The following is a 25,524-nucleotide window of genomic DNA, read 5'->3' as shown; positions in this document are numbered from 1 at the left end:
CCATTATATAGACCCGTAATCCCAGATTAAAGGCCAAAGGGAACAACCACTTAACTGGTGAATAATTCAGCAGCATCTAGTCGTTATCCGCCTTGTCGAATCCCAGCTGGTTCGCTGCCAGCTCCCTGGACAGCGCGCCTATATTGCCAGCCCCCTGACACAACAACAGATCGCCATCGGCCAGAACATCAGGCAAAACCGATGCTAACTGCTCCGGGCTTGCCACAAAAATAGGTTCGAGCTGGCCACGCTGACGAATAGAGCGGCATAGCGCCCTGCCATCGGCACCCGGTATGGGTGTTTCACCTGCGGCATACACTTCCAGCAATACCAGCTTATCTACCTGAGACAGTACCTCGACGAAGTCTTCGTACAAGTCCCGGGTACGGGTATAACGGTGTGGCTGATAAGCCATCACCAGCCGCTTATCCGGCCAACCGGCACGGGCAGCCTTGATGGTGGCAGCCACTTCACTGGGATGATGGCCGTAGTCATCCACCAGCATCACTTCGCCCTTAGGGGTATCGAACTTGCCCAGATGCTGAAAACGACGGCCAATACCCTGGAACTCAGCCAAAGCACTCACAACGGCTTCATCTTCTATGTCATCTTCAGTCGCTACAGCAATGGCCGCGAGCGAGTTGAGTACGTTGTGCTCGCCGGGCAGATTTACCTTGAGCGCCAAATCATCTTTACCCTTGCGTCGCACGGTAAAGCAGCAGCTGTGCCCCTGTTGAACAAAGTCCAAAGCACGCACATCGGCATCTTCGCTGAAGCCGTAGGTCACCACCTGACGACCAATACGAGGGATAAGTTCACGTATCACCGGGTCATCAATGCAAACCACAGCCACACCGTAAAACGGCAGGTTGTGCATAAAGTCCACAAAGGTGGATTTGAGCTTCTCGAAGTCACCGCCGTAAGTGTCCATATGGTCGGCTTCGATATTGGTCACCACAGTCACCATTGGCTGCAAATGCAGGAAGCTGGCGTCACTTTCATCCGCTTCGGCAATCAGATAGCGGCTCGAACCCAAACGGGCGTTGGTACCGGCGCTGTTAAGCAAACCGCCAATCACGAAAGTTGGATCGCGGTCGGCCTGACCATAAATGCTGGCAATCAAACTGGTGGTGGTGGTTTTACCGTGGGTACCGGCCACCGCCACCCCATGGCGATAACGCATCAACTCGGCAAGCATTTCGGCGCGGCGCACCACAGGAATACGGTTTGCATTGGCGGCCAACAGCTCAGGGTTTTCCTTACTAATAGCGGTAGACACCACCACGACATCCACGCCAGCCACATTGTCAGCACCATGGCCGATAAAAATACGCGCGCCCAGCCCCTTAAGGCGCTCGGTCACAGCGTTATTCGCAATATCTGAGCCACTGACCTGATAACCTTCGTTGACCAATACTTCTGCAATCCCGCCCATACCGGCGCCGCCAATGCCCACAAAGTGGATTCGGCGCACCCGACGCATCTCGGGGATCATGGTACGAAGCTGTCTGTATTTCTCTGTCTGTGTCATAACTAACCTTTAATTCGCCAGCTCACGGCATACGTCAGCCACCCGCTCAGTGGCATCCAAAACCGCAACCGCTCTGGCTCTTTCACCCATACGGGTCAATTCTTCTCTGTCACCGGCAAGCAATCTTAGCTTGTCTGCCAAAAGCTCTGTTGAAGCTATGGGTTGCGGCACCAAGAAGGCCGCACCGGCATCGACCAGCACTCTGGCATTCATGGTCTGATGATCATCCACTGCATGGGGATATGGCACCAGAATGCTCGGTAATCCCACGGCCGCCAGTTCCGACACGGTCAGGGCCCCGGCCCGGCACAGTACCACATCGGCCCAGCGATAAGCCGCTTCCATATCATCAATAAATTCCGCGATATTCACGCCGCCGTCCTGCCCCAGCTCCTGGTATGCCGTCTGTACGGCCGCCAGGTTGTTCTTGCCGGTCTGATGCCAGACGGTCACGGCCTGCTCCTGCGCCAAACGCGCCGTCACGGCAGGCATCAGGTCGTTGAATACCTTGGCACCAAGGCTGCCGCCCACCACCAGCACCTTGAGCGAATCGTTCTGTCTCTCTCGGGGCTTCGCACCAAGGGCAACCAACTCATCCCGAATCGGATTCCCCACGGTTTGCCCCTGAAGACCAAAGGCACCGTCAAAGGCACAAAGTACCCGATTGGCGATACGAGACAGGAGTCTGTTGGTCATACCGGGAATCGCATTTTGCTCATGCAGCACCAGCGGGATGCCACAAAGCTTTGCAGCCACGCCGCCCGGACCGCTGGCAAAACCACCCATGCCCAGCACCACATCCGGCTTAAAGCTTTGGATAACCTTTCTGGCCTGCATCACTGAGCGCAGCACTTTCACCGGAGCTGCCAGCTTGCGCAGCAAACCATTGCCACGTACGCCCTGAATATCAATAAAGTCGATATCAAAACCATGCTGGGGTACCAGGCGAGCCTCCATGCGATCGGCCGTTCCAAGCCAGCGAACCTGCCAGCCTTCACTCGCCAACCGACGTGCCACCGCCAGCGCAGGAAATACGTGACCACCGGTACCACCGGCCATCACCAAAAGACGTTTTCCTGACTGCGGATCCATTAGAGCCTCCCCTGTACCGCCTGAATCTGACTCAGGCGTTTTTCATAATCAATACGAAGCAAAATACACACTGCTGAGGTCATTACCCATAAACTCGAACCGCCATAACTGACAAAGGGCAGCGTCAGGCCCTTGGTGGGCAGCATACCGATACTGGCACCGACATTGACCACAGTTTGGAAGCAAATCCAAATGCCGATGGAATAGGCCAGATAACCTTCAAAGGCTCGCTCCAGTCCCAGACATTCATTACCCAAACGGATAGCTTTCAACGACACAAAGAACAGCCCAAACAGCACAACAACAATGCCAACAAAGCCAAGTTCTTCACCAAGTACCGCAAAAATAAAGTCAGTGTGGGCCTCTGGCAGGTATTCCAACTTCTGAATACTGTTGCCCAAACCGCGCCCAAACCAGTCACCATTGCCGTATGCCATCAACGACTGCGTCAGCTGATAGCCGCTGCCGAAGGGGTCATCCCAGGGATCCATAAATGACGTAATACGCGCCAGTCGATATGGCTCCATGGCCAGAATAACGAAGGCGACCACCCCGGCAAACACCAAGGCAAAAAAGTCCAGCAATCGTGCACCGGCAAGAAACAACAACCCAACAGTCCCGACAAACAGCACAACAACTGTGCCAAGGTCTGGCTGGTTAAGAATTAAAAACGCATATACCGCAAAAACCACAATCGGCTTATAGAACCCCTTGGCGTTCTCACGCAGTTCCTGCAGCCGACGCACCAAATAACCGGACAGGTAGATGGCAAATACCAGCTTGGCCATCTCGGCTACCTGAATACGAATAGGGCCAACACTGAGCCAGCGCCTGGCACCGTTTACCGTGGTCCCCACCGCAAGCACTGCGAGCAGCAGCACAAACACGCCAACCAATAAAAGAGGGCTGTATTTCTGCCAGGTTTTCATCTCAATTCGCAGCACCAAGGCAGCAATTGCTACGCAGCCAATCAGGTAGAAAACATGGCGGTACATAAAGTGAAACGGATTATCTTTCAGGCTTTGGGCTTCCGGCATCGAGGCCGACATCACCATCACAAAGCCAAATGCCATCAGCGACAACACAGCAGTCAGCAGCGATCTGTCATAAAGCTGGGAGCCGGGAGCCTTCTGGTCTTGGAACCAACCTGACCAAAAATGACCGCTGCGCTCAAACAGATTGAGCTGTCTGCTGTCACTCGCCATAGACCCGCTCCACATTGGCCCGGAAGTCATCCCCCCTGGCCATAAAATTGGTGTACATATCCAAGCTGGCGCAGGCTGGCGACAACAGCACTATGTCACCCGGGTTGGCCAGCGACTTAGCCTTGTCCACCGCTTCGGCCATATTGGCCACACGAAACGCACCGTCTTTCAGCTCGGCTATCTTATCGCCGTCACGCCCCAGGGTGATAAGGTGCGCAACAGACTGAAACGCAAAACGCAGCGGCTCAAAATCCGCCCCCTTGCCATCACCACCTGCAATAAGAATGATGTCACCCAAATGGTCCCTCAGACCATTTAATGCCGCCACGGTCGCGCCTACATTGGTGGCTTTGGAGTCATTCACCCAGGCAATATTGTCGTGGCTCGCCACCAGTTCACAGCGATGACTGAGACCGGTGAATTCGCGCGCTACCGTCACCATGGCCTCACGGGAAATGCCGACCGCTTCGCACAGAACCATCGCCGCCAGTAAATTGGCATGGTTATGGGCGCCAATCAGAGCCACATCCAGCAAGTTCATAATTTCGCTGCTGCCGTGGTACACCTTGCCATCCATCAGCCCCCACTCATCACCTTCGGGAATGCCAAGACCAAAACTGGTGGTGTGGCAAGGATCGTTTGGCTGGGTGGCCGGGTCATCACGATTAAACACGCTCAGCTTCGACTGTGGATACAGACGTAACTTGGCCTGGCGATAGGCTTCCAGATCGGCATATCTGTCCATGTGATCTTCACTGATGTTCAGACAGGTTGCTGCAATGCACTTGAGACTATGGGTGGTTTCCAGCTGAAAACTCGACAGTTCAAGCACATACAGGTCGGCCAGCTGAGACAACAAATCCAGCGCAGGCACGCCGATATTGCCGCCCACGGCAACCTTTTTACCATCAGCCGCGGCCATCTCACCAACTAATGTGGTTACGGTAGACTTACCATTGGAACCGGTGATCGCCAGCACACAGGGAGCGCGCTCCGCAAGTTCACGGGCAAACAGTTCCACATCACCAATCACTTCGATGCCCATGTCCATCGCGGCGCGCACCTCTGGGGTATCCACCGCAATGCCGGGACTGATAATAATTTGCTGAGCCTGCACCAGATGACGGCAATCAAAGCCGCCGCTGACCAAGGGTACATCCGGAAAATCGGCTGCCAGTTTATCCATGCCGGGCGGCTGGCGACGGCTATCCATCACCAGCGGCGAAATGCCTTTGCCTGTCAAAAAGCGCACCACAGACAGCCCTGTGGCACCCAGGCCCAGCACTATGTGTGTATGTGGCTTATCCAGTGGCAGACCCATAAATTACCTCAGCTTCAACGTAGCCAAACCAAGTAACACCAGGAACAGGGAGATGATCCAAAAACGCACAATTACCCGTGGTTCAGGCCAGCCCTTCAACTCGTAATGGTGATGAATTGGCGCCATACGAAAAATCCGCTGTCCACGAAGCTTGTAAGAGCCCACCTGCAGGATCACCGACAGGGTTTCCATCACAAACACGCCACCCATGATCACCAGCAGAATTTCCTGCCGTACCAGCACGGCAATGGTGCCAAGTGCCGCGCCCAAAGACAGTGAGCCCACATCACCCATAAACACCTGAGCGGGATATGTGTTAAACCACAAAAAGCCCAGCCCGGCACCTACGATGGCGGTACACACAATCACCAGCTCGCCCGAGCCAGGCAGATAGGGAATGTGCAGGTAGTTTGCGAATTGAATATGACCGGACAGATAGGCAATCAGCGCAAAGGCCGCCGCGACCATCACGGTAGGCATTATCGCCAGCCCGTCCAAGCCATCGGTCAGGTTCACCGCGTTACTGGCACCAACTATGGTGAAGTAGCACAGTACAATAAACATCAGTCCCAGCTGTGGCAGTATGTCCTTGAAGAAAGGCACCACCAGCTGAGTTTCCCCCGGGTGTTTGGCTGAGTAAAACAGGTAAAAGGCAACGATAATGGCAGCCATTGACTGGAAAATATATTTCCAACGGGCAATCAGGCCTTTGGGATCTTTACGAACCACCTTGCGATAATCGTCGATAAAGCCAATCAGACCAAAAGAGCCCAAAACAAACAGCATGACCCAAACATAACGGCTGCCAAGGTCGCCCCACAAGAGTACGCCAATAAAGATACCCGCAAGGATGAGCAGCCCCCCCATGGTCGGAGTGCCGCGCTTGCTGAAATGAGACTCGGGACCGTCATTACGCACCACCTGACCGATTTGCAGCAGCTGAAGGCGCTCAATCAGTTTAGGGCCCCACCAGAGACTGAACATAAGTGCCGTCAACAACGACAGAATGGCTCTGAAGGTCACATAGGAAAACACGTTGAACCCAGAGTAAAACTGGGTCAGATACTCGGCCAGATACACCAGCATTTATACTAACTCCCCGCGCCCGTGGGCGGCCGTTAAGGCCTCGACAACCCGCTCCATGGCGGCACTGCGAGACCCCTTCACCAACAGGGTCACTTGTCCTTCCACCCCATTGATATGTTTAATCAACTTGTTCAACAGAGCATCCAGCTCCACAAAATGTTCACTGCCAAAGGCTTCACTGGCACTCCGGCTGAGTTTGCCAAGGCAAAAGAGACTGTCGAGACCGGCGTCTTTGGCCCGCACGCCCAATTGCCCATGCAAAAGGGCAGCATTGTCGCCCAATTCTCCCAAATCGCCCAGTACCAGGATCCGATTTGTGGCAATTTCTTTCAGCCAGTCGATAGCTACACCCACGGAGTTGGGATTTGCGTTATAGGTATCGTCCACCAAAGTAATGCGACCAAGGGCCACAGGCACCATACGCCCCTTTACAGGTGCGAGCTTGCCAAGGCCTCCGGCAATTTCATCGAGTGATAATCCAAGGGCAATACAAATGGCTGCTGTGGCCAGGGCGTTATGTACCTGATGATGTCCGGCAAGTGGTAAGGTCACCCGGGCATGGCTGCCGCCATGACAGAGTACAAAACTGTGTCGACCAAAGGCATCACAGGCAACTTCACGGGCGGTTACATCAGCATCACTGCCAAGACCAAAGCGCAGCACCTGTTTGCCCTGCAATTTGGCGAGCATTACTTCGGCATAGCGGTCATCGGCATTCACTATGCCCACACCGTCCTCAGCCAGATGATGGTAAATCTCTGACTTAGCCCGGGCCACGCCGTCCTCGGAGCCAAAGCCTTCAAGATGCGCACTGCCAACGTTGTTGACCAGCGACACCCTAGGGCGCACCAAAGAAGAGGTGTAATCAATTTCACCCTTGTGGTTGGCGCCAAGCTCAAATACGCCAAACTCATGGCCAGCTTCCAGACGCAACAACGTCAGCGGCACGCCGATTTCGTTATTGAAGTTACCTGCGGTAAAGAGTACCGAGTGGCGCTGTGCCAACACTGTGGCCACCATTTCTTTCACGCTGGTCTTACCGTTGGAGCCGGTAAGCGCCACGCATACCGGATTGACGCGGTCACGCACCAGTGCGCCGATGCGTCCCATGGCTTTTTGCGCATCAGCCACCAGCAGCTGCGGCACAGCCAAAGGCAATTCACGTTCAACCAGCAAGGCACTGGCACCCAGCTCCACCGCCTTGTCAGCAAAGCTGTGTCCATCAAACCGTTCGCCCTTGAGTGCCACAAACAGACTACCCGGGGTCATTTGGCGACTATCACTGCTCAGGTGATGAATAACAACATCCTCACCCAGCAAGGTGCCTTTGGTTGCATTGGCCAGTTCTGACAACTTCAGTGGGATCACGCTTTCTCCTCACACAGCGCCTTTGCGAGTGCGCGCTCATCATATTGGTGTTTAACGCCGGCGATTTCCTGATAGGTTTCATGGCCTTTACCAGCCAGCAGGATAAGGTCTCCCGGCCTGGCCTGGGCCACTGCGCGGCGGATAGCCTGAATACGGTCTACCTCGAACAGCGCATTGTCCGGCACCTTTAGCCCGGCTCTCATATCATCGAGAATGGACTGAGGATCTTCACTGCGGGCATTGTCTGACGTCAGCACCAGCATATCGGCAGAGCGCTCTGCCGCCGCTGCCATCAGCGGCCGCTTACCTTTATCGCGATCGCCGCCGCAGCCAAATACAATCCACAGTCGGCCTTCACAATGATGACGAGCCGCCTTAAGCGCCTGTTCTATAGCATCCGGAGTGTGGGCGTAATCGACCACCAGCGACAGGCCATCGGCGCGGGGGAAGCACTCCATCCGCCCGGGCACAGGTGTGAGCTTGGCGGCAGCCTGCACCAGAGATTCGGCGCTGTAACCCAACTGGTTCATCGCGCACAGGGCGGCAAGCAAGTTGGACAGGTTAAAGGCTCCCAGTAAGCGGCAATCGAGTACAAACTCACCTTCGGGGCACATCAAGGTAGCGCTGAATCCGGCATGATGGAATTGAGCGTTATCAAAGCGCCAGACAGCCTTGGGGTGACCTTCGCAGCTGAAGCCCACCGCATGCTCTATACCTGAAAACCAATCCTCACCCACCTTGTCGTCCAGATTGATCACGCTGGCTCTGAGGCTACCGAAGGAAAACAGCCGGCGTTTGGCCGCGCCATAATTTTCCATGTCGCCATGATAATCCAAATGATCACGACTCAAGTTGGTAAATACCGCCACCTCAAAAGGAACGGCTTCAATCCGCCCTTGCACCAAGCCGTGGCTGGAGGCTTCCATGGCACAGACCCTGGCCCCCTGAACTTCAAAACGATGCAAGTCTGCCATCACACGGATAGGATCGGCCGTAGTATTACCCACATCCTCCAGCTCGCCCCACAGACCATTACCCAGGGTTCCCATCACGGCTGCACGGTGGCCAAGGTGTTCAGAAAGCTGCGCAATCAGCTGACTTACTGATGTTTTACCATTAGTGCCGGTAATACCTATGGTGTGCAGCTTACCGGGTGACAACTGGTAGTATTGACGGGCCAGCGCTGACACCTGGCGGCTCAGTTGAAAGAAATGAATAACCAATCCATGCTCACGCTCCACCAAGCCGTGGGCGGCAGGATCGTCTGTGTGTTTCAGTACAGCTACCGCGCCTTTGGCAAAGGCAGCTTCGATATAATTGCGTCCATCTGCCGCATGGCCAGGGACGGCAACAAATAAGCCACCCTGAGCAACCTGCCTGCTATCCAGTACCGGCGCATTAACAACTTCTGAACCTGCAAAATGAAACCAGGGCGCTAATAGGTCTTTCAGTAACATTATTCAGCCTCCCGTCGGGTGGCAGCCAATTGCATCTGCTCTCGGGTGCTGATGGGTTCCACATTCAGCATTTGTAATGCTCCCGCCATCACTTTGGCAAAGACTGGCGCCGACACATCGCCGCCGTAATATCTGTCACCTTTGGGCTCGTTAATGACCACAGCAATCGCGAGTCTAGGGTTATTCACGGGCGCAACACCGGCAAAGGTAGCCATATAATCGTCACCGTAGCCACCTGCAACGGCTTTCCGGCTGGTACCGGTTTTACCGGCTACCGGGTACCCTTCGATATGTGCTTTGAGGGCTGTGCCCCCTTGTTCTGTTACACCCACCAACATCTGCAGCACTTCGTCGGCAACCCGCTTTGAGATCACCTGCTGCCCTTCAGGCTTTTGCTTGAGCTTAAGAATGGTTGAAGGATAAAGCGTGCCGCCGTTACCCAGGGTGGCGTACATACGAGCCAACTGCAGCGTAGTAGTGGTAAGGCCATAGCCAAATGCCAGCGTCGCACGCTCAAAATCAGACCAGCGGTGCTTTTCACGGATAAGTCCGGCGCTTTCGCCGGGCAATCCTATACCCGAATAATTACCAAGTCCGATGGAATAGTAGGTGCCCAGAAGCTGCTCAACCGGCATGCCCAGAGAGAGCTTGGCTACGCCCATGTTACTGGACTTCACCAGAATTTTAGTCAGTGACATGTCACCGTAATTGTTGGAATCCCGTACCTGACGGCCGCCTATCCGCATCCAGCCCGGTGAGGTGGAAATAATGTCGCTGCGTTTGACTGTGCCCGCTTCCAGCGCCGCCGCCACCACAAAGGGCTTTACAGTGGAGCCGGGTTCAAAAGTATCGGTAACCGCACGGTTACGCATTTTGAAACTTTGCCAGTCACTGCGGCTATTGGGGTTAAATGACGGGGTATTAGCCATGGCCAATACTTCACCGGTATAAATGTCCAGCACCACCACAGATCCGGAAGTAGCCTGATGCATTTCAGTGGCACGCTTAAGTTCACGATAAGCCAGTTGCTGAATGCGTTGATCGATACTCAGTACCAAATCGTTAGGGCTCTCACCCTCCTGCACAATATCCAGACGCTCCACGACATGGCCATCACGGGATTTGCGCACCTTCTGCTTGGAGGGAGTACCGGTCAGCCAATTGTTATAGGTACTCTCAATCCCTTCGATACCTACATCGTCAATATTGGTGACCCCAATCAATTGAGCCGTTATTTCACCACCGGGATAATAACGGCGGGACTCTGGCTTGAGGTATACGCCGGGAAGCTTCAGCTGACGGATATAATCGGCCACAGCCGGCGTGATCTGGCGCTTTAAATAGGTAAATCGCTTCGCAGGATTTCCCTGCACCCGGGCAATCAGCTCATCGGGCTTCTCGTGCAGCACATCGGCCAGCGCCTGCCAACGGCGCATATCGGCAAAGCCGTCTTTTTCGTGTACCACTTTGGGGTCGGCATACACCGCCTGAACCGGCACACTCACCGCCAGCATTTCACCGTTGCGATCAGTGATAAGCCCTCGCTGTACCTCACTGCTACTGGTGCGCAAGGTGCGCATATCACTTTCATGACGCAAACGGTCCGGCTCAATTAACTGAATATACGCAGCCCGCACCACCAAACTGCCAAACAACAAACAAACGAACGCCACCACAACGTATAAACGCCATGGAATGGGTTGAGCTTTTTGATTGCGTTTTGCCTGTTTACTCATGGCACTCTCACAACCACTTCTTCATTGGGAAGGGGTCTGACCATATTCAATTCCTTTGTCGCTATCCTTGTTATCCTGCTGTGCTCAGCCAGTGACTGTTCCTCAAGCAGTAAATTGCGCCATTCAATATTTAACCTGTCCCTTTCCTGCATCAGCCGTGCTTCTTCTGCGGTAAGCTCACGGCTGACATGGCTTGTATATACAACTAGAACACCATGAGCCATCACCAGTAATGCCAATAACACTATCCACTTGTGATGCCACAAATCCAGCAACACAAGCCGTGGCAAATCCAGCTGCTTACTCATGCTTCATCCTCAGTAAGGCAGCCGCTCTGCCACTCTGAGTACCGAACTGCGGGCACGGGCATTGCGCTCAATTTCTTCGTCCGAGGGTTTCATTGCTTTTCCTACGGGCAACAGCGTCCGGGATTTGTTCAATTGCGCCTCAGTTACCGGTAAACCATGGGGTAACTCTTCACCCTGGCTGTGACGGCGGATAAAACGTTTCACGATTCGGTCTTCCAGAGAATGGAAGCTAATGACAGACAAACGCCCTTCAGGCGCCAGAACATTGAGTGCACCCTCCAAGGCCTGATCGATTTGTTCAAGTTCGCTGTTAATGTAGATGCGGATAGCCTGAAACACCCGTGTAGCAGGATGCTTGTTCCGCTCTTTACTTTTGGCAACCCGCGCAATGAGATCCGCCAGTTCCTTGGTGCGGGTAAAAGGCGTTTTCTCCCGGTCTGCCGCAATACAGCGGGCAATATGACGGGCGTTGCGCTCCTCTCCATAGGTTTTGAACACCCAGGCCATATCTTCAACTTCGGCACGTGCGAGCCACTGAGCCGCAGTTTCACCCTGAGAGTTATCCATGCGCATATCCAGAGGACCATCACGCAGGAAACTGAAGCCGCGCTCGGCGTCATCCAGCTGTGGTGAAGACACGCCTAAATCCAGCAGCACTCCATCAACTTTGCCCACCAGCCCCAAATCTTCGACGTAGGATGCCAACTGACCAAAGCCGCCATGGACAATCTGAAAGCGACCGTCATCACTGAATTGCTCTGCAGCCTTAATGGCCTGAGGATCACGGTCAATGGCAATCAGACGACCATTTGGCCCCAAGCGGGAAAGCACTTCCCGTGAATGACCGCCACGACCGAAGGTGCCGTCGATATAAATGCCGTCTGCGCGAATGTTGAGACCATCGACTGTCTCAGCGAGCAAAACGGATAAATGGGCAAATTCCTGGCTCATGGCTCTCTTCTTTTATTTTAAAATTCACTTTTACAGCGAAAAATCAGCGAGACGTTCATTTGCAGCCAAATCACCTGCACGGATAATATCCTGTGCGTCCTGGATCTGGGCTTGCCATTGGGCTTCGTCCCACAACTCAAACTTGTTTAACTGTCCCACCAGCATGGCTTTCTTATCCAACTGGGCGTAATGACGCAGGGGCGGCGGCAACAGCAAACGGCCATTGCTATCCATATCAATTTCATGGGCATAGCCGAGCAGCATCCGCTTAAGTGCGCGCTCAGTGGGTTGGGTATCGGACAACTTCAACAACTTGGCTTCTATCTGGATCCACTCGCTGGCGGGATAGATAAGTAAACAATTCGCCTGAATATCGACGGTAATCACCAACTTGCCCTCGTGAGCAGACAGCAGGGGGTCGCGGTATCGCGTCGGAATCGCGATCCGTCCTTTGGCATCAAGATTGATAGCACTGGCCCCTTTGAACATTGGTGGCACTCCCCCTTGCTGAAGTTGTTTGATCCACAAAGATCCACAATTTCCCACAATTGCTAAGTGTAGGGACAGTGTGCAACCTATGTCAAGGGTGTGAAATGGCGATAAATCCAGACAGCAAGCGGCCTACGGCGATATTCAAACTCTGGTGTTCTCGTGGAGAAAAGTGGCAAAATTTTGCTAAACGGTGGAAAAAACACACATTAAATGCCAGTGAATTTTTAATAATGCGCCCGGGATAATGGAGTACTGTCCCATTTTGCAGACAAAAGGTGGATTTTCGACCTTGAATTGGCCCCCGCAAATCTGTGAAGATGCGTGACACCCTCGACCCAATAACTCCATTTCATGGCATCAATCACACAAATCAGGCGCTGGCACCGATTACTGGCACCGCTTATAGGCTTGCAATTTTTATTCTGGTGCATAAGTGGCGCTTACATGGTTTTAACCGATATTGATGACATTCACGGTGATCACCTGGTGGCCGAACCTGTTCTTCCCATTGACTATGCACAGGTGCGGTTGACCTTTGCCAGCGTAAAAGCTGACCATCCCGAGGCGATGCATCTACGCCTGAAGCAAACTCCACAGGGCCCTGTGTATCTGTTTAGAGAAGATGGCATCACCAAAGCGCTCAATGCCACTTCAGGTGAATTGATAACACCACCGAATGAAACGGTTATCAGGGCAAAGGCCAAACTTGTATATACAAGTGATGATCCCATTGCCAACGTCACCCTTTATCAAGAACAAGCCCCATCAGAAATCAGCCCACGTCTTTTACCTGTTTATCGGGTTGACTTTGATGCTCCGCTGTCACCCAGCCTCTATTTCTCAGCCAATACCGGCGAACTGGTTGGCAAGCGATTTGATGGCTGGCGCCTGTTTGATTTCCTGTGGATGCTGCACATCATGGATTACGCCGAGCGCGACAATATCCACAACAATCTGCTCCGCATCACGTCTTTGCTTGCCTTGCTATTAGCGCTTACAGGTGCGGTGCTCGCATGGCGCAGCCTGCGACCTGCACAGGAAAGCAGCAAAACGGAGGCCGAAGCATGAACTGGTTAAAGTGGCACCTATACCTTGCTGCGCTGTGTGGTCTGCAGATGCTGCTATGGATTGGCTCAGGTTTAACCCTGAGTCTGCTTGATGAGGACTACCTGGACGCCAATCGTTACCGAGCCCAATCGATACAAGCGCCAGGCATCATGGCGCAGCATTTCACCCCGGGAAGGGTATCCCTGCCTGCCGACGTCACCGAAGTTCAGCTCGACAACCTGCTGTCACGGCCGGTTTATCGAATAGAACTCGGTGAACGAAGCATGAACCTGTGGGCCGACACCCTCGAACCCCTGGTGTTGGACGATGCTTTGCTGCGTAAAATTGCGACTGCCAGTATCAGTGCGCCCCTGCTGGACGGCATGGAATATCATCCCGGCGATTCGATAGGTTTCCCTGACTCGGCGAAAGTAGCCCTGTTTAATGCTGAAACAGACCGAAACACCCGAGTATTGATAGATGCGCAGTCCGGTAAACTTCTGGCACACAAAGACAAAGGTTCAGATCTGAAAGAGCTGCTACTGATGCTGCACTTTATGGACTACGCACCTGGCAACGGCATTGCTTTCAATCATATTGGGATCCGACTGTTTGCATTGCTGACTTTGCTGATGGTGCTGTCAGGCGCCTTTGTTGTATGGCAACGATGGCAGGCAGGCTTTTATCAGATCCGCTTCAAGCGCCCAATCCTGCAAGCACCGACATTGATAGTGCTGGATACTCAAGGCGAAGAGCTTGGCCGCTTCAATGTCGGCGCTTATTTGCTTGAAAGCATAAACGCCGATGCCCCCTTGTTACCGACCCAATGCGGCGGCGGAGGCAGCTGTGGTCTTTGCGCTCTGGTGTTTACCGACAACCCTCCCGACGCAACCGAAGCCGACCTCAATAGACTCAGAGGCAAAGTAGAACAAGGCCACCGCCTGGCCTGCCAACACGGCAGTTATTGTGGCCGGGTTAGGCTTGTCAACAAAGCTCAGGAACGATATTGGCATAAACAGCAACAGTCCAACGAACCCCTTACGAGTGAAAATGTCTAAATATTAGACAGCTAATGCCGATACAGTGTGCAGGAAGCACAGGAGGCGCAAATGAGTGGATTGGACAGCATCTATGCCATGTTGGCAGCACCGGTAAAGGCAACGTTGGAACGTCGCCGCCGGGTTAAACAACTGGATAACGACACGGCTATCGACAAAGACAGCCATGAGGCGCCGCAGTCTCAATTGCCACCGCAAAAATCAGCTTCCGCCGCTACTGCCAGCGATGAAAAGGAAAACCGCCCGAGGGAAAGTGTCAATACACCTGCCGTCGAACGCCGGGCTCGTCGCAGCGGCAGCCGTATAGACATTGAGGTATAACAACACCTGCTGTTGAATGATTCTGCAAACAGCTTCCTTTATAAGTTCATAGGCGAAGGCCAGCCTGGAGCAACACTTTACTCGCAGCGCGGCATGCAGAATATACCCGGACTGACTCAGTACACAGCCGACTCTGATTGAGCGGCTAGAAAATATCAGGGCGCATTGATTGAGCCCTTTTTTGTCTGTGACCCGCGTTATCCTGTAGCAGATGTCAGCTCAGACTGCGGCGCACCGCATCCTGCCATCCCTGATAAAGCCCTGCTCTGTCTCTGTCATCCATCAGGGGGACAAAACGCCTGTCGATGCCACTCTTATGGCGAATTTCATCGACACTGGACCAGAAACCGACTGCGAGACCACCGAGGAACGCCGCCCCCATGGCAGTGGTTTCTGTCAGTGCCGGACGCAACACCTCAACGCCTGAGATATCGGCCTGAAATTGCATCAAAAAGTCGTTGGCCACTGCACCACCATCCACTCGCAGTTGCTTAAGAGCCACGCCACTGTCTTTACTCATGGCATCAAGTAAATCGCGACTCTGATAGGCAATGGACTCCAGTGCCGCGCGGATAATGTGATTGCGGTTGGCACCACGGGTCAGGCCCACCAGGGTGCCACGGGCATCCGGGTCCCAGTAAGGCGCGCCCAGGCCCACAAAGGCGGGCACCAGATACACGCCATTGGTATCGTCCACCTTGGAGGCAAAATATTCGGTATCGCTGGCATCGCGTATCAGTCCCAGCTCGTCCCTGAGCCACTGAATAGTGGCCCCGCCCATAAACACGGCGCCCTCCAGCGCATAGTTGACGCCACCATCGGCACCAACGGCAATGGTGGTCAGCAGGCCATGCTCTGACTTCACCGCCTGTGTACCTGTGTTCATCAGCAAAAAGCAGCCGGTACCGTAGGTGTTTTTGGCCATGCCGGGTTCAACACAGAGCTGGCCAAACAGCGCCGCCTGCTGATCCCCTGCCATACCGGCCACCGGAATTTCGGTACCTTCACCGGCAATACGGGTAATGCCATACACCGCCTGCGAAGGTTGTACCTGCGGAAGCAAGCTGCGGGGGATAGTGAGCGCCCTGAGCAGCTCATCATCCCACTCACCACTGTGGATATTGTACATCAGGGTGCGGGAAGCATTGGTGGGGTCGGTAACATGTACCTTGCCTTCGGTGAGCTTCCAAACCAGCCAGCTATCCACAGTGCCAAACAGCAGCTCGCCCGCCTCGGCTCGCTCACGCACCCCAGGCACATTGTCGAGGATCCATTTGATTTTGGTGCCGGAGAAATAAGGGTCGAGCAACAGGCCGGTTTTGTCGCGAAACAAGGTCTCCAGCCCCTGAGATTTCAGCGCCTCGCAGATAGCGGCACTGCGACGGCATTGCCACACAACGGCATTGCACACAGGCTTGCCGGTGAGCTTATCCCAGATAATGGTGGTTTCGCGCTGATTGGTGATGCCAATGGCAGCCACTTGCTCGGCATGAATACCGGCGCGGGCCAGCACTTCTATCAGGGTAGAACTCTGAGAGGCCCAGATTTCCATGGGGTCGTGCTCGACCCAGCCACCTTTGGGATAAATCTGACTGAATTCACGCTGTGATACCGCCACCAGATTGGCGTCACGGTCGAAAACGATGGCGCGCGAACTGGTTGTGCCCTGATCCAGCGCCACCACATATTGCTTGTCCACTTGCATATCCTTATTGTGGCAACCCCTCAGTGGGCTACCTGAACCTCAGGCATTTCTACTTCCAATACCTGCTCCATCTGATTGTCTCTTGGCTCGCAACCGTGCGCCGGGTAGTACCAGATAGAAGAAATTTTTTCGCTTATCAGCTCATACACGCCGATAGAACACTGGCTGTTTACTTCACCGTCCACAGTCCAGCTTACCTGCTCAAGAATGCTGACATAGCTACCGGATACCGTCATCGACAGGATATCCGCATGAGCACCGGGCAGCGATTCGAAATAATCCTGCAGCGCCGCGCCAAACTCGGCCTGAGTTTCAGCCTTGGTGTCTACCTTCTGGCCTTTAATATGGTTCCAATAAACAGCTTTATTGGTTTGAGCCAACATCTGCGCCACATTCTGTTGATTAAAAGCAGCCAGAAACTCTCGTACCACAGCTTCGGGGGAATCTTGTGCAACAGCGGGTAATGAAAGCAGAGCAGCGAGCAGAATAGCGGGTTTCATCAGACACCTCTTGTTTTAGCAGAATTAGCCGGTGGGCAGTGTAAATACACAGCCTCGAAAGCAACACTATACAAGATATTGGCGCAAGCAAAAGCCCCGCATGGGCGGGGCTTTCATTAAAACTCGCGATTACATTTTGTAGCTTAACTGCACACCGGCCAGCCACACGCTGCCCCCGGCTTCACCGTTAAAGCTGACCTGAGCCAGACCAGCCAGATCCTGATGCTCATCGATAGGTGCGTAACCATGGGCACGAATATGGGTGATGGCCATATCCACCGTCAGGTTTTCACTGGCGCGGTAACCGGCACCCACACTGAACCACAGACGGTCTGAGTCAGGAATAGTGGTGGTACGGAACTCATCATCCACTGCAGTACGGTCAACAGCAAAGCCGCTGCGTACCGTCCAGTCTTCGCTCACATTCCAGGTGGAACCAATCGCAAAGCGCCAGTTGTCCTTGAAGTTCTCTTCTTTCACCAAATCGGACTCGATACCGCCAACAGGCTTGGTCGCCCCCGGGAAGTAAGCCACCAGCTGGTCAAACACACTCCACTGGGTCCAGTTAACACTGGCATGCAGCGCCACATCATCGCTCAGCTGGTGGAAAGAAGACAGCTCGGCAAAGGCCGGCAGCTCCAGTGGCAAATAACCTTCGATATCCAGCTCCTGACCACCTGTGTACAGCAGGCCAGATGCCTTGCCGGACAGCTCCAGCTCTACACCGCTGTGATAAGCCAGACCAAATCTGTGGTATTCAGATGGCTGCCAGCTACCGCCAACTTTCCATCCATAACTCACATCATCACCTTCCATGGTTTTGAGCACTGTTCCCGGTTCAGGCAGGCGGGCAGAAATTTGTGGTGGCAGGTTTGGATTGGCCTTGATGGCGCCCACCCAATAAGGAGTTGAAGCGCCAATGCTGCCTTCGCCATACACCACACGCACTCCGGCGCCCAGAGTCACGGCGTCATTCAGGCGATAGGCAATGTTGGGGTTGAACTCAACCGTGGTCACAGCGGTTTCACTGCCGAACAAAGCAGCCGCGTGGGTAGCTGGCAGTTCGGTGGCCAGACCGTAGTTTGAATTAACTGCCAGACCCCAGGTCCAGTTGTCATTGATTTGGCTTGAGTAATAGAAGTTTGGCACAGCAGCGCTGTCGGCAACATCATAGGCGTCTGCGTTCAGGGTCACGCCATTGGGGCCGAGTACCGGAGACGCAATATGCACATCGCCGGTCACATCCACTTCGGTGGCTACATAGATAGCGCCGCCAGACACCTGACGACCACTCAGGTACGCCAGCATGGCTGGGTTACGCGCCTGAGCCGCGGCGTTGTCGGCCATGGCTGCTTCACCGGCAAAAGCACGGCCAAGGCCAGTGGCAGAATATTCGGCCAGCTGGAAGCCCGCTGCATTAACCTGAGTCGTAATCCCCATAAGAGCCGCTGATACGGCAAAAGTCAGTAAACTCTTTTTCATTATCATTCTCTGCTGATGTTATTGATTTTGCGCTCGACGAATAGAGTATTCACTCGAAACGAGTGCGTGGCAGTGTATTCATACAGAAGATCTTTGCAACCAAAAGCCGCAAAACAGCACAATCAACCACGCAAAATCCTTTATCAGAGTGAGAAAACGACCAAGATCACAGCTTTAAACAGAAAAAAGCATCATGAAATAGAGGTAATGTTCGCAAAATAGAATTTAAAACAGCGACAACAATCAACACATACCATTGTTTTTAAATGATTTAACTTGTAAATCACAAAAAAACAAGCGTAAGCCAAAAACAACTCATGCTTTCAGCATAAATCACTGCCACTTTAAAATCAGCAAACACAAGCCAGGTTAAGCACAGGCTTAAATTCTTTTAATTCATGAATTTAAAACTTAATCACCACAATAAAAAACGGCCATTTGTAACCAGCAAAGGTCACGAATGGCCGAATATCCACGTGGCTGTTACAGCTGTACGCTGAAATTATCCAGCTCCCTTGTCGCCAACAGAACTGAATGGTTTGTCGCTTCTCCTGCCAAGGTAAAAACTGATCACCATAACTCCCCTCTGCGTGACATACATGGTACAGGGACATCATGGGAAGATACCTTCAGCTTGTAGCCAATTGCGGTCTTTACTTATTAGGTGGGATCCATTGCTTGTCTTTGCAGACCTTCTGCGTCTGTTCGTCAAGTAGTGCTGGCCCTCAGGTTGATGTGACAAATAAAATGCTCCCTTGCCCGATTGACCCAGCAAGCGATTTATTCGTTTAAGCACTTCTCTATCTAACAACTGCAAGGCAACTGATACTGCCAGCTAACCAACGTATACCGCCGAATTCGCGGACCTTCTGAACGGCTGTCGTCCTTGAAAAACGTTGTCGTGATAGGATTAACCCAAGCACTTTTCCCAAAACCCAATAACGTCAAACGGTGACCACGCCTTTTGCGAGACCAGATCGATTTAGGACACCAAACTGGCAATAGCCGGGCATCACCAGACAGAAATGTCTCCTGACGCAGCGGTTAACCAGATGGCAGAAAGCCTGGCGTTAGAATTGCCATTCCTGGCTGAAATCGTAGCGAAATCCTATCAGCAGGGAGTAAAAGTCTCCCATGTAGTCATAGTTGCGGTTAAGCAGCTCAATATGAAACCTCAGGTTATCTGCCGGCAACCATTCCAGTGTGGCATTAAAGCCATCAAAGCTCTGACTTGAGGCGCTGCTATCTCCGTCGTCAAAGTCGAAGTAGCCCAGCTTGACGCGAAAATGAGGCGCCAGAGGATAGGCAAGGGACACATCCAACGCATGGCCACTCCTGTCATGCAGCACAAGGTCCCTGACATAGGATTTGTCCTGCCAGACCGCCGCCAGATACAGTCCGGACTCGAAGGTATAGGCCAGCACGCCGGCCCAAGTCTCGTCGTCCCCCAATTCCTGATTGGCGCCCCAGATATTTTGAGTAAGATAGCTCAGACCCAGATGGAGATTTTCCATGTCATATCCAAGGCCTGCGTTAATGAGATCGCTGCTGTCGCTACCCCGCTCGCCGTCAAATTGGGCTGCCATCATCCAGGTGATGTCACCCAGCTGCAACTGATAACTTACCAGATTATTGACGAAGAACAGGCCCTCTGGATCGTAAGCGAAGGGACTGTTGGCGTGGTTGAATATATCGACATACTCAGCGATTAACAGGTATTGGGGCGGGCGTTGTTTGCCTATCGCAACACGACCATAGGGACTGTCCAACGCCACATATGCACGTCTGGCACCACCGAAATCGCCGTTGTTGCCTATGTCGATGCGCCATTCCCCCTGCATCTGCACCTGCCAACCGGGCATAAACTCCTTGCTGGCCTTGAATCCGGCGTTGGACAGGGCATCTTCCACGTCCCAGTAAGTCGAGTCCCCATCGTCATAGTAGCCATAAGTGGGCCTGAGGGAACTGTAGAGGGAAATTTTGCTGTCTGTCGTGTCTTTGGCGACTAGCTCCGCGGTCTTTGGCAGCGTCTGTAATTGCCGGGCCAGCTCAGGGTTCTCTGCCGGTTCAACCGGATGCTCGTCCTCTGCCACACTGGCCCCAGCCCTCTGTTTGGCCTCGAGTTCAGCCACCCTCTTTTGCAACCTCATCAGTTCCGCTTTGAGCATGTCCAACTCTGCGCTGCCCTCCCGCTCTCCTGCTTGCACAGGGTTTTGGGCCGACAGAGCCAGGACAAACGAGATGACGAAGAAAAAAGATAAGATCTTATGCTGTGGCATTTGTGCACCCCTTGTTCGGTGTGGAACAAAAAGTATAGGAACCCCAAGAGAGTTTTGCCTGAATCTCATGTATCACCTTATGCGTTAAGCCAAGCCAGTGCCCGCCCCCCTCAAGTCACACGCGATGGATGAGTTGCCTCGCAGGTGTGGGCTGGAAAAGCTTGCATTCTGATTTACAAATCATTTTCTATCTGAGTGGATAAAGTGAACCAGCTCACCAATACTTGGGGCTTAGACACACAACGCTGACACCGAAATCGCGTTGGCGCTGCCAGTCTGGTCAGTACAGCGCAAGTGGGCGAAAGCAGATAAGGAAAAAGCGATAAGGGGGGTTGCTGTGAAGCAAATATTTGGATTCAGGCGTTCTTTGGTGTTCTCCACTGGGGCATTGATTGCCCTTTGCCTGTTGGTGTCCAACTGGATGTCCTATCGGCAAATCCGCGAAATGACCATGAATGGCATCGATCAGTTATCCAACCAGATGGTGCAATATGAGGCCAACCGCATTGAGTCCTGGTTTCATTCCAAGGCCAGAGTGGTGGAGCAACTGGCCAGCAGCTACGATGCCGGTATCTATAAAGAGAATTTAGTTGCCATGGCGCGAGTGAACAAGGCGACCAGTGGCGTCACAGATATCTTCCTGGGATTTGATGACGGCAGTACTTTTTCCACCGCGGTGGGCAGCAAGTGGGTCGATGGCGTAGCCAAGCCCGAGGAATACGATCCCAGGCAGCGCCCTTGGTATAAACAGGCTAAACAAAGCCATGTGCTCGACATTACAGATGTCTACCCGGACGCCACTACGGGCAACGACGTGGTTTCCATCCTCAAGGAAATGAAGACAGGTGTGGCACTGGTGGATCTTGAGCTGACCATTTTGGCAGACACCATCAAGGGCATAGATTACCTGGGGGCGTCGGCGGTGATTACCGATGGCCAGGGTAAGGTGTTAGCCAGCAATTCGTCCGCAATGAGGGTCGGAGCCCGCCTCAGAGATGAGGGAATGGAGCTTATCGAGACTAAGATGCTGGCTCAGGACAGGCTGATGCAGGATTATTCTCTCGATGGCATCGACAAAATTGCCTTTACCAAGGCGATCAATCTGGTGAATGGCAAAAAATGGTATCTGCTCATCAGCATCGATGAGGATGTGGCCTATGCCGATCTCGACGGCGCCCTGACCCGTGCTCTGGTATCATCCATAGTCATGATAGCTATTGCGGTAGCCTTGCTGCTGGCGTTGCTGCAACTCTTGTATCGCCCGATACTGCTGCTCAAGGAGATGGTCTTGGATCTATCCAAAGGCAACGGCGACCTCACCCGACGCCTGCCGGTGCAGAGTGAGGATGACCTTGGAGCCATTTCCGAAGGCATCAACCTGTTCATAATTAATCTGCAGTCCATGATGCGAGAGGTTTTGACATCATCCGATCATATTAACTCGGCGATAGAGCGCTTGAAATCAGAGACAGATGCCAACAGTCAGATCCTCGCGGCTCACACCTTAGAGACTGAACAGATAGTCACAGCCATCGAAGAAATGAGCGCCACCGCCAACGATGTTGCCCGTAACGGCAGCGAGACAGCAGCTTTTACACAGAGTACCAATACACAGACGCTGGCCTCCAAAAAGTTGGTGGGTGAGGCAACCAACACAGTGGCGCAGCTGATCAATGATGTGGAACAGACCGCCAGTAATATTGCAGAAATCGACAGGGACACCACAGATATCACCAATGTACTCAAGGTAATAGGAGATATTGCCGCCCAGACAAACCTATTGGCACTCAATGCTGCCATCGAAGCTGCCAGAGCAGGAGAACAGGGCCGTGGTTTTGCCGTAGTGGCCGACGAAGTCAGGGCATTGGCAGCACGAACCCAGAGCAGCACTGCAGAAATAGAGCGGACACTGTCCAAGTTACGTCACGGCTCAAATGCGGCAATTACCGCCATGGATGCCACCAAGTCCACTTGCCTCAAGACAGCAGAAGCAACCGAGCGGGTGGCATCAGATCTGGATGCCATTGGGGTTTCTGTCAATAAAATCAACGACCTCAACACTCAGATAGCCACGGCAGCAGAAGAACAGAGTTCAGTCTCCGGTGAGATCACCCGCAACATGGCTGCCATCAGTGAGATGGCTAACGAACTGGCAAAGAATGGGGAGGCCAGCCTTCAGCAAACCCGCAGCCTGGCAAACTCAAACCATCAGCTGAGAAGCGTAGTGGGTCAGTTCAAAATTAATTAACGGGATAAGTCTATCGAACCAATCAGTCAGCAAATTACCTATGCAATGGAGGAAGTCATAACTGAGAAAGTCATTACAGAGAAAGTCATGATAGCAGTGGTTTTGCCGCCCACGCCCCCGATTTGCGCGGCACGCATATTGTTGCGGCGCCAGACAAACTGAGTATCGGCCTCTGCCAGCAAAGCCAATCAGCTTATTCCGAGCATTGCGGTAGTGTGAAAGCCTGCAGGCGGAGGGCACCAAACCATTGCTCGAATAAAAACAAATAAAAGAGAAATGGCATTCAAATCCCTCAACTTTCTGGACACCCTCCTATTTGAGCAAAACGGGGCGAATGTATGTTCGCCCCCTTACTACAGGCTATTCGTGGCCAAGTTGCTCGCTGAAATGTATCAGCGGTAAATCAGCGGCGCCAGGCAGGTATGCGTGACTCGTAGTCGCTGATGGCCGCTTCGTGGGCCAGGGTCAGGCCGATGGCATCCAGGCCCTTAAGCAGATTCTGGCGGGCAGACTCGGCCAGGGTAAAGCTAAACTCGGCGCCCGAGGGCGACACCACCTTGAGGTTTTCCAGATCTACAGTCACCTCGGCGCCTTCGTTGGCGGCCACTTCGTCCATCAGCTGACGCACCGCCGCTTCCGGCAGGCGTACCGGCAGCAGGCCGTTATTGATGGCATTGCCGTAAAAGATATCGGCAAAGGTGGGCGCGATAATGGCGCGCAGGCCAAAGTCTGCCAGCGCCCAGGGCGCGTGCTCGCGGCTGGAGCCACAGCCGAAGTTTTCCTGAGCCAGCAGTATGGTGGCACCCTTGTACCTTGGCTTGTTGAGGTTGAACTCGGGGTTGGGGATGTCACCGGCATCGTCCAGATAACGCCAGTCGTGGAACAGATGAATACCAAAGCCGTCCTTGGTCACCTTGGACAGGAACTGCTTGGGGATAATCTGATCCGTGTCTATGTTGGCCGAATCTATGGCCACCGCCAGCCCCGTGTGAGTAGTAAATGCCTGCATGATTAATCCTCCAGAGGACGGTGAACGCGAATATCGACAAAATGACCGGCAACCGCTGCCGCAGCAGCCATGGCAGGACTCACCAGATGGGTGCGGCTGCCGCGCCCCTGACGCCCCTCAAAGTTGCGGTTACTGGTGGAAGCGCAGCGATCGCCCGCATCCAGTCTGTCGTCGTTCATCGCCAGACACATGGAGCAGCCCGGCAAACGCCACTCAAAACCGGCCTCGAGGAAAATCTTATCCAGCCCTTCGGCCTCGGCCTGCAGTTTTACCTGACCTGAGCCCGGCACCACGATGGCGGTCACGCCACTGGCCACCTTGCGTCCCTTGGCCTGCGCCGCCGCAGCGCGCAAGTCTTCGATACGGGAGTTGGTGCAGGAACCAATAAACACCTTGTTGATGGCGATATCAGTCATGGGGGTGCCCGGAGTCAAATCCACATAGTCGAGCGCCTTTTCCATGCTGGTACGTACCACGGGATTGGTTTCATCGGCGGGGTTTGGCACCACGCCGTCGATGGCCACCACCTGACCAGGGTTAGTTCCCCAGGTCAGCTGCGGCGCAATGGCGGCAGCTTCCAGCACCACTTCGGCATCAAATAGCGCGTCGGCATCTGTGTGCAGCTCGCGCCAGTCGGCCAGCGCCTGCTGCCAGGCATCACCCTTGGGCGCAAACTCACGACCTTCGAGATAAGCAAAGGTGGTCTCATCGGGGGCCACCATACCGGCCTTTGCACCCATTTCGATGGCCATGTTACACAGGGTCATGCGGCCTTCCATTGAGAGATCCCGAATTGCCTCACCGCAGAATTCCACCACATAGCCGGTGCCGCCATCCATACCGATTTTGCCGATAATGGCCAGCACTATGTCCTTGGCGGTGATGCCGTCGGCCACCTTGCCGCGCACCTCGATTTTCATGGTCTTGGCTTTAAGCTGACGCAGGGTCTGGGTGGCGAGCACATGCTCCACTTCCGAGGTGCCGATACCGAAGGCCAGCGCACCGAATGCGCCGTGGGTGGCGGTGTGGGAATCGCCGCACACAATCACAGTGCCCGGCAGGGTAATGCCAAGCTCAGGGCCCATCACGTGCACAATACCTTGATTTGGATGGTGAATGTCGTACAGCCGCACATTGAAATCGCGGCAGTTGTCGGCCAGGGTCTCTACCTGAGTGCGGGCCATGGGGCTTAATGCCGTTAAGCTGGCACTCTTGGTGGAGGTGTTGTGATCCATGGTGGCGAAGGTTTTTTCCACCGCCCGCAGTTTGCGGCCGGCCATCTTCAGACCGCTGAAGGCCTGAGGCGAGGTCACCTCATGCACCAGATG

At 53.7% G+C, this 25,524-nt stretch carries 21 protein-coding genes; 4 read left to right on the top strand and 17 right to left on the bottom strand.

The genetic code is table 11. The annotated features are described in order from the left end of the window. Positions 1-76: 76 nt before the first annotated feature. Genes murC through mraZ form a run of 11 tightly spaced genes read right to left on the bottom strand, consistent with a single transcriptional unit; the run spans position 77 to position 12,544 of the window. Complete coding sequence (gene murC, locus ABYK60_RS12605) at positions 77-1,531, bottom strand: UDP-N-acetylmuramate--L-alanine ligase (protein WP_372872377.1); 1,455 nt, start codon at positions 1,529-1,531, stop codon at positions 77-79. A 9-nt stretch (positions 1,532-1,540) separates the two neighbouring features. Then, on the bottom strand, positions 1,541-2,623 hold the full coding sequence (gene murG / locus ABYK60_RS12600) for an undecaprenyldiphospho-muramoylpentapeptide beta-N-acetylglucosaminyltransferase (RefSeq protein WP_372872376.1): 1,083 nt from the start codon (positions 2,621-2,623) through the stop codon (positions 1,541-1,543). Next, positions 2,623-3,828: a cell division protein FtsW gene (ftsW, locus tag ABYK60_RS12595; RefSeq protein ID WP_372872375.1), complete on the bottom strand. Its 1,206-nt coding sequence runs from the start codon at positions 3,826-3,828 to the stop codon at positions 2,623-2,625. Before ftsW ends, murG begins: the two co-directional genes overlap by 1 nt. Beyond that, positions 3,818-5,137: a UDP-N-acetylmuramoyl-L-alanine--D-glutamate ligase gene (murD, locus tag ABYK60_RS12590; protein WP_372872386.1), complete on the bottom strand. Its 1,320-nt coding sequence runs from the start codon at positions 5,135-5,137 to the stop codon at positions 3,818-3,820. Before murD ends, ftsW begins: the two co-directional genes overlap by 11 nt. Positions 5,138-5,152: 15 nt before the next feature. After that, positions 5,153-6,235 carry a phospho-N-acetylmuramoyl-pentapeptide-transferase gene (mraY, locus tag ABYK60_RS12585; protein WP_372872374.1) on the bottom strand — a complete coding sequence of 361 codons (1,083 nt, stop codon included), beginning with the start codon at positions 6,233-6,235 and terminating at the stop codon, positions 5,153-5,155. Beyond that, a complete protein-coding gene (gene murF, locus ABYK60_RS12580) occupies positions 6,236-7,603 on the bottom strand; it encodes a UDP-N-acetylmuramoyl-tripeptide--D-alanyl-D-alanine ligase (protein WP_372872373.1) in 1,368 nt (455 codons plus the stop codon). It lies immediately after the preceding gene. Next, complete coding sequence (murE, locus tag ABYK60_RS12575; RefSeq protein WP_372872385.1) at positions 7,600-9,063, bottom strand: UDP-N-acetylmuramoyl-L-alanyl-D-glutamate--2,6-diaminopimelate ligase; 1,464 nt, start codon at positions 9,061-9,063, stop codon at positions 7,600-7,602. The genes murF and murE overlap by 4 nt, the downstream gene beginning before the upstream one ends. Continuing rightward, entirely contained in the window at positions 9,060-10,796 is a 1,737-nt protein-coding gene (locus ABYK60_RS12570; RefSeq protein WP_372872372.1) for a peptidoglycan D,D-transpeptidase FtsI family protein, read from the bottom strand. Before ABYK60_RS12570 ends, murE begins: the two co-directional genes overlap by 4 nt. Further along, positions 10,793-11,104 carry a cell division protein FtsL gene (gene ftsL / locus ABYK60_RS12565; protein WP_372872371.1) on the bottom strand — a complete coding sequence of 104 codons (312 nt, stop codon included), beginning with the start codon at positions 11,102-11,104 and terminating at the stop codon, positions 10,793-10,795. Before ftsL ends, ABYK60_RS12570 begins: the two co-directional genes overlap by 4 nt. A gap of 9 nt (positions 11,105-11,113) precedes the next feature. Then, positions 11,114-12,055: a 16S rRNA (cytosine(1402)-N(4))-methyltransferase RsmH gene (gene rsmH / locus ABYK60_RS12560; protein WP_372872370.1), complete on the bottom strand. Its 942-nt coding sequence runs from the start codon at positions 12,053-12,055 to the stop codon at positions 11,114-11,116. 30 nt (positions 12,056-12,085) lie between these two features. Further along, a complete protein-coding gene (gene mraZ / locus ABYK60_RS12555; protein ID WP_372872369.1) occupies positions 12,086-12,544 on the bottom strand; it encodes a division/cell wall cluster transcriptional repressor MraZ in 459 nt (152 codons plus the stop codon). A gap of 354 nt (positions 12,545-12,898) precedes the next feature. Here mraZ and ABYK60_RS12550 point away from each other — a divergent pair, with 354 nt between their 5' ends. From ABYK60_RS12550 to ABYK60_RS12540, 3 genes are read left to right on the top strand one after another with little or no spacing between them, the layout of a single operon-like run. Continuing rightward, entirely contained in the window at positions 12,899-13,615 is a 717-nt protein-coding gene (locus ABYK60_RS12550; RefSeq protein ID WP_372872368.1) for a PepSY domain-containing protein, read from the top strand. Then, complete coding sequence (locus ABYK60_RS12545; RefSeq protein ID WP_372872367.1) at positions 13,612-14,652, top strand: PepSY domain-containing protein; 1,041 nt, start codon at positions 13,612-13,614, stop codon at positions 14,650-14,652. The genes ABYK60_RS12550 and ABYK60_RS12545 overlap by 4 nt, the downstream gene beginning before the upstream one ends. A 51-nt stretch (positions 14,653-14,703) precedes the next feature. Then, the gene (locus tag ABYK60_RS12540) at positions 14,704-14,973 is read left to right on the top strand and encodes a hypothetical protein (protein ID WP_372872366.1); all 270 of its coding nucleotides are present in this window, start codon (positions 14,704-14,706) and stop codon (positions 14,971-14,973) included. A 214-nt stretch (positions 14,974-15,187) separates the two neighbouring features. Here ABYK60_RS12540 and glpK read toward each other — a convergent pair whose 3' ends face one another. From glpK to ABYK60_RS12520, 4 genes are all read right to left on the bottom strand, one after another. Next, complete coding sequence (glpK, locus tag ABYK60_RS12535; protein ID WP_372872365.1) at positions 15,188-16,672, bottom strand: glycerol kinase GlpK; 1,485 nt, start codon at positions 16,670-16,672, stop codon at positions 15,188-15,190. Positions 16,673-16,698: 26 nt separating this feature from the next. Beyond that, positions 16,699-17,178 (bottom strand): nuclear transport factor 2 family protein, encoded by a 480-nt coding sequence (locus ABYK60_RS12530; protein WP_372872364.1) that lies wholly within the window; start codon positions 17,176-17,178, stop codon positions 16,699-16,701. 129 nt (positions 17,179-17,307) lie between these two features. Continuing rightward, positions 17,308-18,660 carry an outer membrane protein transport protein gene (locus ABYK60_RS12525; protein ID WP_372872363.1) on the bottom strand — a complete coding sequence of 451 codons (1,353 nt, stop codon included), beginning with the start codon at positions 18,658-18,660 and terminating at the stop codon, positions 17,308-17,310. A gap of 1,070 nt (positions 18,661-19,730) precedes the next feature. Then, positions 19,731-20,939 (bottom strand): porin, encoded by a 1,209-nt coding sequence (locus ABYK60_RS12520; protein WP_372872362.1) that lies wholly within the window; start codon positions 20,937-20,939, stop codon positions 19,731-19,733. 337 nt (positions 20,940-21,276) lie between these two features. Here ABYK60_RS12520 and ABYK60_RS12515 point away from each other — a divergent pair, with 337 nt between their 5' ends. Next, positions 21,277-23,187 (top strand): methyl-accepting chemotaxis protein, encoded by a 1,911-nt coding sequence (locus ABYK60_RS12515; protein ID WP_372872361.1) that lies wholly within the window; start codon positions 21,277-21,279, stop codon positions 23,185-23,187. Between the two features lie 403 nt (positions 23,188-23,590). Here ABYK60_RS12515 and leuD read toward each other — a convergent pair whose 3' ends face one another. Continuing rightward, on the bottom strand, positions 23,591-24,196 hold the full coding sequence (gene leuD / locus ABYK60_RS12510) for a 3-isopropylmalate dehydratase small subunit (protein WP_372872360.1): 606 nt from the start codon (positions 24,194-24,196) through the stop codon (positions 23,591-23,593). Between the two features lie 2 nt (positions 24,197-24,198). Continuing rightward, positions 24,199-25,524, bottom strand: a 1,326-nt coding sequence (leuC, locus tag ABYK60_RS12505) for a 3-isopropylmalate dehydratase large subunit (protein WP_372872359.1), incomplete at its 5' end; no start/stop codon positions are given.

It is taken from the genome of Shewanella sp. (genome assembly GCF_041630135.1).
Taxonomy (GTDB): domain Bacteria; phylum Pseudomonadota; class Gammaproteobacteria; order Enterobacterales; family Shewanellaceae; genus Shewanella.
Note: the sequence above shows the minus strand (reverse complement) of the source record. Positions and strands in the feature narration are given on the sequence as shown.

Coding starts and splice junctions, on each gene's coding strand:
- ABYK60_RS12545 (WP_372872367.1), top strand. CDS start 13,612: ATGAACTGGTTAAAGTGGCACCTATACCTTGCTGCGCTGTGTGGTCTG.
- rsmH (WP_372872370.1), bottom strand. CDS start 12,055: ATGAGCCAGGAATTTGCCCATTTATCCGTTTTGCTCGCTGAGACAGTC.
- leuD (WP_372872360.1), bottom strand. CDS start 24,196: ATGCAGGCATTTACTACTCACACGGGGCTGGCGGTGGCCATAGATTCG.
- ABYK60_RS12570 (WP_372872372.1), bottom strand. CDS start 10,796: ATGAGTAAACAGGCAAAACGCAATCAAAAAGCTCAACCCATTCCATGG.
- ABYK60_RS12520 (WP_372872362.1), bottom strand. CDS start 20,939: ATGCCACAGCATAAGATCTTATCTTTTTTCTTCGTCATCTCGTTTGTC.
- ABYK60_RS12540 (WP_372872366.1), top strand. CDS start 14,704: ATGAGTGGATTGGACAGCATCTATGCCATGTTGGCAGCACCGGTAAAG.
- murC (WP_372872377.1), bottom strand. CDS start 1,531: ATGACACAGACAGAGAAATACAGACAGCTTCGTACCATGATCCCCGAG.
- ABYK60_RS12525 (WP_372872363.1), bottom strand. CDS start 18,660: ATGAAAAAGAGTTTACTGACTTTTGCCGTATCAGCGGCTCTTATGGGG.
- ABYK60_RS12530 (WP_372872364.1), bottom strand. CDS start 17,178: ATGAAACCCGCTATTCTGCTCGCTGCTCTGCTTTCATTACCCGCTGTT.
- ftsW (WP_372872375.1), bottom strand. CDS start 3,828: ATGGCGAGTGACAGCAGACAGCTCAATCTGTTTGAGCGCAGCGGTCAT.
- mraY (WP_372872374.1), bottom strand. CDS start 6,235: ATGCTGGTGTATCTGGCCGAGTATCTGACCCAGTTTTACTCTGGGTTC.
- ABYK60_RS12550 (WP_372872368.1), top strand. CDS start 12,899: ATGGCATCAATCACACAAATCAGGCGCTGGCACCGATTACTGGCACCG.
- ftsL (WP_372872371.1), bottom strand. CDS start 11,104: ATGAGTAAGCAGCTGGATTTGCCACGGCTTGTGTTGCTGGATTTGTGG.
- mraZ (WP_372872369.1), bottom strand. CDS start 12,544: ATGTTCAAAGGGGCCAGTGCTATCAATCTTGATGCCAAAGGACGGATC.
- murG (WP_372872376.1), bottom strand. CDS start 2,623: ATGGATCCGCAGTCAGGAAAACGTCTTTTGGTGATGGCCGGTGGTACC.